The organism is Pseudomonas sp. NFPP07 (assembly GCF_900115645.1).
Classification (GTDB): Bacteria; Pseudomonadota; Gammaproteobacteria; order Pseudomonadales; family Pseudomonadaceae; genus Aquipseudomonas; species Aquipseudomonas chlororaphis.
Genome location: NZ_FOXG01000010.1, coordinates 79,391 through 88,676 on the forward strand (window position 1 = coordinate 79,391; position 9,286 = coordinate 88,676).

Below are 9,286 nucleotides of genomic sequence, written 5' to 3' on the forward strand. Positions count from 1 at the left end.
CGCCGCCGATCGCAGCCTGCGGCAGCGGCTACAGGGACCGCGCTGTCCGCGAGGCAAAAAAATGCCCGCACAATGGCGGGCATTTTTTCAGCTCAGCGATGACGCGAAGCTTATTTGGCAGTGAACGCCGAGTAGCTGTTCATCAGGTTGCGGTAGTTCGGGATACGCTGCGACAGCAGGTTGGCCAGGCCTTCCATGTCGTTGCGCCAGTCGCGCTGCAGCTCGCACGCCACGGAGAACCAGTTGACCAGTTGCGCGCCGGCGGCTGACATGCGGGCCCAGGCAGCCTGTTGCACCACCTCATTGAAGGTGCCGGAGGCGTCGGTCACGACGAACACGTCAAAACCTTCTTCCAGTGCGCACAGGGTCGGGAACGCCACGCAGACGTCGGTCACCACGCCGGCGATGATCAGTTGCTTGCGGCCGGTGGCCTTGATCGCCTTGACGAAGTCTTCGTTGTCCCAGGCATTGATCTGGCCTGGGCGAGCGATGTAGGGCGCATCCGGGAACATCTGTTTCAGCTCGGGCACCAGCGGGCCGTTCGGGCCGGATTCAAAGCTGGTGGTGAGAATGGTCGGCAGCTTGAAGAACTTGGCGCAGTCGGCCAGGGCCAGCACGTTGTTCTTGAACTCGTTGGGCGAGAAATCCTGGACCAGCGAGATCAGGCCGGTCTGGTGGTCGACCAACAAGACAACGGCGTCATTAATGTCCAGACGTTTGTAGGGTACGTTGCTCATGTGAAACTCCTAGGTGGATGGATGTCGCTATGGGCGCCGGCCACTGTGGCCGGCACTGTTGTTGATCGTCAGAAGGCAAAGCACGAGCAGCCGAAGGCGCCCCAGAAACCCTGGAAGTCGCTGACCGGCACATTCGACAGGCGCGCCCGCTCGTGGCTGTGGGAGTGCACCGCGCACGGGCCGCTGCACTGGTGCACCTGAGCCACCAGCGGCGAAGTCGGACGCCAGTGCCCCGGCACCTTGACCACCGGCGACCAGTCCGGCAGCACCGGCACCATCGGTGGCGAAAGCTTGGAGAAGTCGCCGGCGGCGTACACCACCTTGCCGTCGACCACGGTCAGCACCGACTCGATCCACTTGATGGCCTCTTCCTCGACGCTGAAGAAGTCCGCGGACAGGGCCGCCAGGTCCGCCAGCTGGCCGACCTTGATCTGGCCCTTCTTGCCCTGCTCCGAGGAGAACCAGGCGCTGCCATGGGTGAACAGTTCCAGCGCGGTCTGCCGCGGCAGGCCTTCGGCGTGCAGCTCCATGCCGCCCACGGTCTTGCCGCTGACCATCCAGTACAGGGACGTCCAGGGGTTGTAGCTGGAGACCCGGGTGGCATCGGTACCGGCGCCCACCGGCACGCCTTCGGCCAGCATGCGCTTGATCGGCGGGGTCTGTTCGGCGGCCTTGGCACCGTAGCGATCGACAAAGTATTCGCCCTGGAACGCCATGCGGTCCTGGATCGCGATGCCGCCGCCCAGCGCCCTCACCCGCTCGATGTTTTTCGGCGTGATGGTTTCGGCGTGGTCGAAGAACCACGGCAGGCCATTGAATGGAATGTCGCGGTTGACCTTCTCGAACACGTCGAGCATGCGCGAGATCGATTCGTCGTAGGTGGCGTGCAGGCGGAACGGCCAGCGCTGTTCCACCAGATGCCGCACCACCGGTTCCAGTTCCTGTTCCATGGTCTGCGGCAGGTCCGGACGCGGTTCAAGGAAGTCCTCGAAGTCGGCGGCGGAGAACACCAGCATTTCCCCGGCGCCGTTGTGGCGCAGGAAGTCGTCGCCCTGGTGCAGCTTGACGCTGCCGGTCCAGTTCTTGAAGTCGGTGAGTTCTTCCTTGGGCTTCTGGGTGAACAGGTTGTAGGCAATGCGCACCGTCAACTGCTGCTCCCGGGCCAGTTGCTCGATCACCGCGTAGTCGTCCGGGTAGTTCTGGAAACCGCCGCCGGCGTCGATGGCGCTGGTCAGGCCCAGGCGATTGAGTTCGCGCATGAACTGGCGGGTCGAGTTGACCTGGTATTCCAGCGGCAGCTTCGGCCCCTTGGCCAGGGTCGAATAGAGAATCATCGCGTTGGGCCGCGCCACCAGCATGCCGGTGGGCTCGCCGTTGCTGTCGCGCACGATCTCGCCGCCCGGCGGGTTCGGCGTGTTGCGGGTATAGCCGGCAACGCGCAGGGCCGCGCGGTTGAGCAAGGCGCGGTCGTACAGGTGCAGGACGAACACCGGGGTGTCCGGCGCCGCCTGGTTGAGTTCTTCCAGGGTCGGCATGCGTTTTTCGGCGAACTGGAATTCGTTCCAGCCGCCCACCACCCGCACCCACTGCGGGGTTGGCGTGCGGTCGGCCTGGTCCTTGAGCATGCGCAGGGCGTCGGCCAGCGACGGCACGCCTTCCCAGCGCAGCTCCAGGTTGTAGTTCAGGCCGCCGCGGATCAGGTGCAGGTGCGAGTCGTTGAGGCCGGGGATCACCGTGCGACCCTTGAGGTCGATGACCTGGGTGGCGCTGCCGCGCAGGGCCATGGCCTCGGCATCGGTGCCCACGGCGACGAAGCGCCCCTGGCTGATGGCAACCGCGCTGGCGCGGGGCTTCTCGCGGTCGACGGTGTGGAATTGACCATTGAACAGAATCAGATCGGCGTTCATCGGATGTCCTTCTGAATGGGAAGAGGCAAGGGACAGGCGCGGCCAGAAAGCCGCCGCGGCGCTGAGCAAGGACCCGGCTGCGAGCAAGCGGCGGCGCAGCGGATCGGTCGGGTCATCGTTATTGGCCATGGCCGGGCTCCAGGTGTCGATCGGTGGCAGAGGCTTGCAACCAGGGGGCGAACAGCCGGGTCGCCAGGGGCATGAACAGATAGACCACCGACAGCACGATGGTCAGGGTGATCAGGAAAGTGGCGACCACGTAATTGCCAAGCCAGGCATTCAGTTGCAGCACAGGCCCCCAGATCAGCGGCACCAGCAGGGTGTGCGGCAGAATTACCAGCATAGTCAACAGCGCCTGTTTCCACCGTGGCGGTGGCGAAGCGGTGTCGGTCTGGATGGAAAACCAGAATTCATGGACCGGGTGGACTTCGGTCTGGTCGCCGTCGGCCAGCATCGGCGCGGCTTCGTCCACCAGTGCCCGACGTTGCGGCGAGTCGAGCCAGCGCTGCATCGCCTCGGTGGAGCAAAAGCGCAGCACGCAGGTGAACAGGTCGAGGCCGCCGCTCTTGCCGCGAATCACGTCCACGCCCAGATGCCCCTCGTACTGTCCGGCAACCCCGACAATGCGCCGCAACCAGGCTTCATAGGGCGCTTCCAGGCCAGCCTTGACCCGGTGCTTGACGATCAGCGTCACGACCTCATCGGAGTCCGGCCGCGCAGTGGCTTCGAGGCGATTGGAATCAGACATAACGCAAGGCTCCGGCGAAACGATCATTGAGGGCCAGCCGTCCCGGGCCGGCGATAAGAATGCTGCTGAACAGGATCAACAGCAGCCAGGCGAACTGGCCTTCGGCCAGGCTCCATTGCGGGTGCACCACCAGCAGTGCCACCAGCAGCACCGCGAGGATCGGCAGGCACGCCAGGCGCACCGCCACCCCGGCGACAATCAGCAACGGGCACAGCACCTCGGCGAAAATCGCCAGCATCAGCGTCAGGTTGGCGCCCAGCCGGAACGGGTCTTCGATGCGTTGCAGTTCCGCGCTGTAGTCGAGCAGCTTCGGCAGGCCGTGCACCCACAGCAGAAACAGCCCGGCGCTGACTCGCAAAAACAGCAGCCCGAGGTCCCGGGCCCGTTCATCCCAAGGTGAAGCGTTCATTGGCGCACCCGCACAATTTGAAAGATCCCCGGCATCGCCGCCGAGATTGCATGGTGCCGCTGCGCGGGCGGGAAAAATTGAATGTATGTGCTCTCTTGCCGCAGAGTCCGGATCGACCGCCCGCACCTAGGCCGCGTGGATCTTCAAGGGCTCGGACATGAACTGGGCGATTCGCGAGCGCAACCAGCGCTCGGCCGGATCGTTGTCATGCACCCCGCTCCAGGCCATGGACAGCTGCGCCGCCTCGATGGCGAACGGCGGGTCCTCGGCGCGCAGGGCGCAGCCTTCGACCAGGGCACAGGCCGCGTAGTCGGGCACGGTGGCGATCATCTCGGTGCCGGCGAGCAAGGCCCGCAGACCACTGAACTGCGGCACGCCCAGGACCACGCGGCGGGTGCGCCCGACCTTGGCCAGGTCGAGGTCGATATTGCCGCTCAGGTCGCCAGAGAACGACACCATGGCGTGGGGCCGCCGGCAGTATTCATCGAGGGTCAAGGGTTCGGGCCGGTTGTCGCCGCGCAGCACCTTGCAGCCGATGTCCCGCAGCTTCTTGCGCTTGGCATTGGCCGGCAACTCGGTGGTGTAGCTGACCCCCACCGAGATCTCCCCCGAGGCCAGCAAGGCCGGCATCAACAGGTAGTTGGCCCGACGCACCACCACGACTATGCCCGGGGCCTCCTCGCGCAACCGGCTCAACAGCGGCGGAAACAGACCGAACTCGGCATCGTCCGAGAGGCCGATGCGAAACAGGTCGCAGCTGGTCGCCGGGTCGAATTCCTTGGCCCGGCTGACCGCGCCCGAGATCGCGTCCATCGCCGGTTGCAGCTCCTTGAGGATCACCAGCGCCCGGGCCGTCGGCTCCATCCCGCGGCCGTTGCGCAACAGCAGCGGATCGTCGAACAGGTCGCGCAGGCGGCCCAGCGCGGCGCTCACCGCGGGCTGGCCCATGAACAGTTTTTCGGCGACCCGGGTCAGGTTTTTTTCGAACATCAGGGCCTCGAAAATCACCAGCAGGTTCATGTCGATGCGGCGCAGATCGTTACGGTTCATCGGTACGGTCCCCTTGTGTGTTCAGCCAGCGCACGTCACTCGATCATCGGCACCCTGGCCGCCCGCTGGTAAGGCCCGTACTCGGCCGGCACCCACTGGAAATGCCCGCCCACCGCGGCGATATGGCCCACGCCCGGGAACGGCAGGTGCGCCGCGGTCACCCAGGTCTTGCTGCTGGCCGCCTCGCTGAAGACCTTGGCCCGGCTCTTGATCGCCTGCCGGTTGTCGACGTCGAAACGGATCGACACTTCCGGATGCTCGAACTGCACCGCCAGGTTATGCACCAGGTCGCCCATGAACAGGATGCTCTGGCCCTGGGAAGTAAAGCGGTAGGTGGTGCTGCCCGGGGTATGCCCGGCCTCCAGCCGGGCCTCGACGCCCGGCACCGGCGACTGGCCGCTGGCGAAGGTCTTGAAGCGTCCGGCGGCGCGGTACGGGGCGGTGGAGTCCTGGGCGATCTTGAAGAACTCCCGGGCACCGGCGGGCGCCTTGGCCAGCGCCTGCGGATCGAGCCAGTAGTCGGCTTCGGCCTGGGCGGCGTAGACCGTGGCATTGGCGAACAGCGGCTGCTGCTGGCCATCCACCAGCCCGCACACATGGTCCAGGTGCAGGTGGGTGAGCAGGATGGCGTCGACCTGCTCCGGGCGATAACCGGCGGCCTGCATGTTCGCCGTGAGCATGCCGGCGGTGGCGCCGATGCACTGGCCGGCGCCGGTGTCCACCAGGATCAGTTGCTTGCCGGTATTGACCAAAAAGGCGTTGAAGGCGGTCTGTACCCCCGGGGTCTCGATCGAGCGACGGGCCAGCAAGGCGCGGATCTGGCCCTGGGTCATGCCCTGGAGCAGCTTCGGCGACAGGTCGTTGTAGCCATCGAACAGCGCCGTCACTTCGTAGTCGCCCACCGCCAGGCGGTAGTAACCGGGTACCTGGGTGCCCTGGACCGGTGCCTGCGCCTGGGCGCCAAGCGATGTCAGGGCCAATGCCAGGGCTGCTCCGCGTAGCGTGCACAGCAGAGAATGCGTCATGCCTTCACCTTTTCGATCGAGTCAGAAAAACGGCCACTCCCGAGCCAGCCGCACCCGGTCGATCATGCACCGCCAGCGCACCGCGAAAATTGCAGGCATGTGCTCAGTTGCCGCGAATACGCAACCTGCGGCTGAGCGGAATTAACAACGTTTAACTCGCAAGCCCCCGCCCTGCCACCAAGAATGGAGCCCTCTGCGCAGACCTGTTTTCTAAATCGGGAAGCGCCCGGCCCACCCCGCGGTGCGCCGGCGCATGCCCACCGACACGGAATTTCGTCATGGCCCACGCTCAGCACAACGCCGTCAGGGCACCCGCCCCGCAAACCCGAAAAACCACCCCCGGCGGCCTTTCTCCCTGGCGCGAAAGCCTGGTCAAGCAAATGATCCTCGACGGCCTGAGCGACACCCTGGAAGTCACCGAACTCGCCCGCGCCTGCGCCCTGTCCCGCAGCCATTTCTCCCGAGCCTTCAAGTGCAGCACCGGCCTGTCCCCCCAGGAGTGGATTCGCTGCCAGCGCATCGCCCGGGCCAAGCAACTGATCCGCAACACCGACCTGACCCTGACGCAGATCAGCCTGGAATGCGGCTTCTGCGACCAGGCGCACTTCTGCCACATCTTCACCCACAGCGAAGGCATCAATCCGTTTGCCTGGCGGTGTCGGGTCCTGGGCGCCCGCCCCTGCCTCGACCAGGCGAGCGCATAAGGCCGCGGTTCGAATCTTGTCGTATCACGGGCTTGAATCTGGCAAGCCGCACGGAGATAGCCAAGGCTGCTGTGGCTCATTGAGCGCGAGACCGGCAGGAGGGCAATTGGGAAGCCCCCCTTGTTGCTTCGTTCTACCCTATTGCATCGATGTCCAGATTGAAGGTGGTGCCCGGGACGTGGCCGCCGACCAAAGCAGCAATCGCACGATCGTTGCTGTCGGCATCTGGCGGCGCCATCGCAAGTTGTTCCTGCGTGCGATTGAAGGAGTGCGCCAGCCAGCGGTCCAGACTCATCACCAATACCTCGGGCTGCTCGGCAACCCGTCCGTATACCTTCGCCTCGGTTACACGTTCTTCGCTCAGGTCTTTCAGTCGCGCGGCGGTCTCTTGCAACCTGCCGATTTCAGCGCGCAGCGGACCTACGATCTGGCGTTCCCTGACAGAACCGCGTGCCGCCGCCTCCTTTTCTCTCAACTGTGTCTCGAAGTCCTGTAGCGCTTCATGGACCCGATCATACTCAGTCGAAGTCACCAGGGTGCGCCCCTCCTGCAGAGCCTCTTGCGCACGGCGCAAGGAGGCCCAGCAATGCGGGATGTAGCTGACGACCATCTTGTGGTGGGCGTTATCCACCATTTGTTGCAGCAGTCCCCCTCGCTTTGGCAAACCATTCTTGGCATCCAGCGCCTTGGCGCAGACCGCCGCACCACCCCGCTCGGTAATCGTTTTACACCCGGGCGTCCAAAGGATTGCGGACTTGTGGCCATCGGCAAACGACACTGGCATGAAATGGCGCAGAGTGCCGTGGTGTGTGTAGGGTTCGCCGGTGATGTTGATGGGACTGAGGAACAAGACCACCCCCCCGAGGGCAGGATTGAAGAACGTAAGCACAGCGCCCATCCCCGACATACGCCAGGAGGTGTTCATCCAGGTCGCCGGGACACTCGGCACCGGGTCGTTCTGGTTGACTATGCGGTGGTGCACCAAAGCCTTAGCGTTTTCCACGAAGGTCTTGTCGCCTACGCGTGGGCTGCCGTAGGTGTAGAGCACAATATTTGCAGCATATTTTTGGTTGCTCCGCAGCATTTCAGCGACCAACAGGGCCACCGCACCGCCCAGGCTGTGGCCGGTGATCACCAGCTTTTGCCCACTGTAGAATTTGTCCAAGTAAGTGGTGACGAATTCATGGACCACTTTGGCAGAGCCATAAAAGCCGTTGTGCACCTTGCCGTTGGTCTTCTCGAAGGGCACTTGTGCAGCATCCAAATCGCGCAGCACATCAGCGCCGCCGGCTGTACCCCGTACCGCTAGTAAAATCAGTTCATCGTTATGGGTGATGAACGCCTGAGAATCGGTGCGATTGTCTTTTTTCGCATCGTCAAAGTAGTGAAGCCTGTCGGGATGCTCCTGTCTCACCCCCAGGTCGGGGCTGTTCACATCCGGGTACAACTCTGGGTCGAAGGGTACGATCTCTAGACGTTTGGAATACGCTACATCGGCATACAAGGGGTAATAGGTCTTCCCGCCCGCCTGTTGCGCGTCCACTTGCCAAAGCTCATCAGACTTGGCCAAGGCATCGCCAAACCAGTTCCCGACGCTGGGTTGCGTCGGGAAGCTCACGCTATCGCTCACCACCGGCTGTGTAGCAGGGACCTGACCAAACGGGCTGTAGCTCAGGGTTGCCATCAGTGCCAACTGGTACAGATTGAGTGAGCAGAATTCTTCGCCCGTGGACAGGACCGGACTCAGTGCCCGCAGCGGACGCACCTCCAGCACATGGTGTTTGTTCGGTAATAGCGCAATGCCCTGCACCTTAGGAGGCGTGGGGCCAAATCCCAATTCCGCCATGGCGGCCGCTTCTGAGGGCCGGCGCATCAGCGAGTGCACATGGTGCTGGGGCGGAAAATTGCGCGGTGCCAACGGCGGTAGGTGGGCACGATGCGCCACCAATTCGCTCACCTCGACCTGGCAGAAGAAACCGGCTTGGGCTTGCGCGGGGTTGGACTGAGTACGAGCGCCGCTTGAATTCAGAAAGCGGGTCTTCTCGGCGCGCACTTGCAACTCAGTGATAGGTAGCGGGTAGTGTTCTCTTCCGACTTTACGTACATATGTCTTATCACTTCCCTGATAGGCTTGATCAACCTTGAGCACCACTGGCCCACAATAGTGTCGATTGACCTTGCCTGATCCTGTTTCGTCCAGGATCCCCAAGTAGATGGCGCCTTCATAGTCGGTGGCCTCATACGCCAAACCGGCATAGGGTGTACCGTCGCCCGTTTCATCCACCAACTGAAAACTGGTTGAGTGTGTCTGCATCGGACAAGCATGCATACGCGTATCGAAGAAAGGCCGCTCCCATTCTTCCATCGGCTCAAGGCTCATGGGGTCACCTCCTTGTCTTCGGTGCAGCCCGGATAGATGGTGCAGATGCGGCCGCCGGGCATTCTGAAGGTACTGAAATCCTTGTAGTTGCCAAAGCAAAACGCATCTTGATCTTCGAAACTTTCGCCCATGCAGCGTTTCCAGCCACCGGGCACCTTGACCCAGGTGTCCTTCATGTACGGCCTCTCCTCGTCGGCCAGCTTGATCTTCATCTTCACGGTTTTACCCGGCAGTTCGTCGAGGGTATAGGCCGCAAAGGGGCGGCTCTTCAATCGCTCGCCGGATGCATCCGTTTTTTTGCAGTCGAGAATCTTGGTGATATAGCG

At 63.2% G+C, this 9,286-nt stretch carries 8 protein-coding genes and 1 pseudogene; 1 reads left to right on the forward strand and 8 read right to left on the reverse strand.

Annotated elements, in window-relative coordinates:
• Window positions 1-110: 110 nt before the first annotated feature.
• The 6 genes from ycaC to BM019_RS24580 all read right to left on the reverse strand — a co-directional run bounded on the left by ycaC (window position 111) and on the right by BM019_RS24580 (window position 5,876).
• Window positions 111-737, reverse strand: coding sequence for an isochorismate family cysteine hydrolase YcaC (gene ycaC, locus BM019_RS24555; RefSeq protein WP_028682128.1), 627 nt, complete (start codon window positions 735-737; stop codon window positions 111-113).
• A gap of 68 nt (window positions 738-805) precedes the next feature.
• On the reverse strand, window positions 806-2,644 hold the full coding sequence (locus BM019_RS24560; RefSeq protein ID WP_009049582.1) for an amidohydrolase: 1,839 nt from the start codon (window positions 2,642-2,644) through the stop codon (window positions 806-808).
• A gap of 118 nt (window positions 2,645-2,762) precedes the next feature.
• Window positions 2,763-3,392: an antibiotic biosynthesis monooxygenase gene (locus BM019_RS24565; protein WP_009044355.1), complete on the reverse strand. Its 630-nt coding sequence runs from the start codon at window positions 3,390-3,392 to the stop codon at window positions 2,763-2,765.
• A complete protein-coding gene (locus BM019_RS24570) occupies window positions 3,385-3,801 on the reverse strand; it encodes a DoxX family protein (protein ID WP_009044356.1) in 417 nt (138 codons plus the stop codon). Before BM019_RS24570 ends, BM019_RS24565 begins: the two co-directional genes overlap by 8 nt.
• 126 nt (window positions 3,802-3,927) lie before the next feature.
• Window positions 3,928-4,851 carry a LysR family transcriptional regulator gene (locus BM019_RS24575; RefSeq protein ID WP_092420976.1) on the reverse strand — a complete coding sequence of 308 codons (924 nt, stop codon included), beginning with the start codon at window positions 4,849-4,851 and terminating at the stop codon, window positions 3,928-3,930.
• Window positions 4,852-4,886: 35 nt separating this feature from the next.
• Entirely contained in the window at window positions 4,887-5,876 is a 990-nt protein-coding gene (locus BM019_RS24580; protein ID WP_092420979.1) for an MBL fold metallo-hydrolase, read from the reverse strand.
• Between the two features lie 278 nt (window positions 5,877-6,154).
• Between BM019_RS24580 and BM019_RS24585 the strand changes: the two genes are divergently transcribed.
• A complete protein-coding gene (locus BM019_RS24585; protein ID WP_062822746.1) occupies window positions 6,155-6,580 on the forward strand; it encodes a helix-turn-helix domain-containing protein in 426 nt (141 codons plus the stop codon).
• Window positions 6,581-6,713: 133 nt separating this feature from the next.
• On the opposite strand, the gene BM019_RS24590 is transcribed toward BM019_RS24585, so the two are convergent.
• Window positions 6,714-8,960 carry a lipase family protein gene (locus BM019_RS24590; RefSeq protein ID WP_092420982.1) on the reverse strand — a complete coding sequence of 749 codons (2,247 nt, stop codon included), beginning with the start codon at window positions 8,958-8,960 and terminating at the stop codon, window positions 6,714-6,716.
• Window positions 8,957-9,286 (reverse strand): annotated as a pseudogene (locus tag BM019_RS24595) (hypothetical protein); the annotation flags it as partial. The pseudogene BM019_RS24595 and the gene BM019_RS24590, both read right to left, overlap by 4 nt.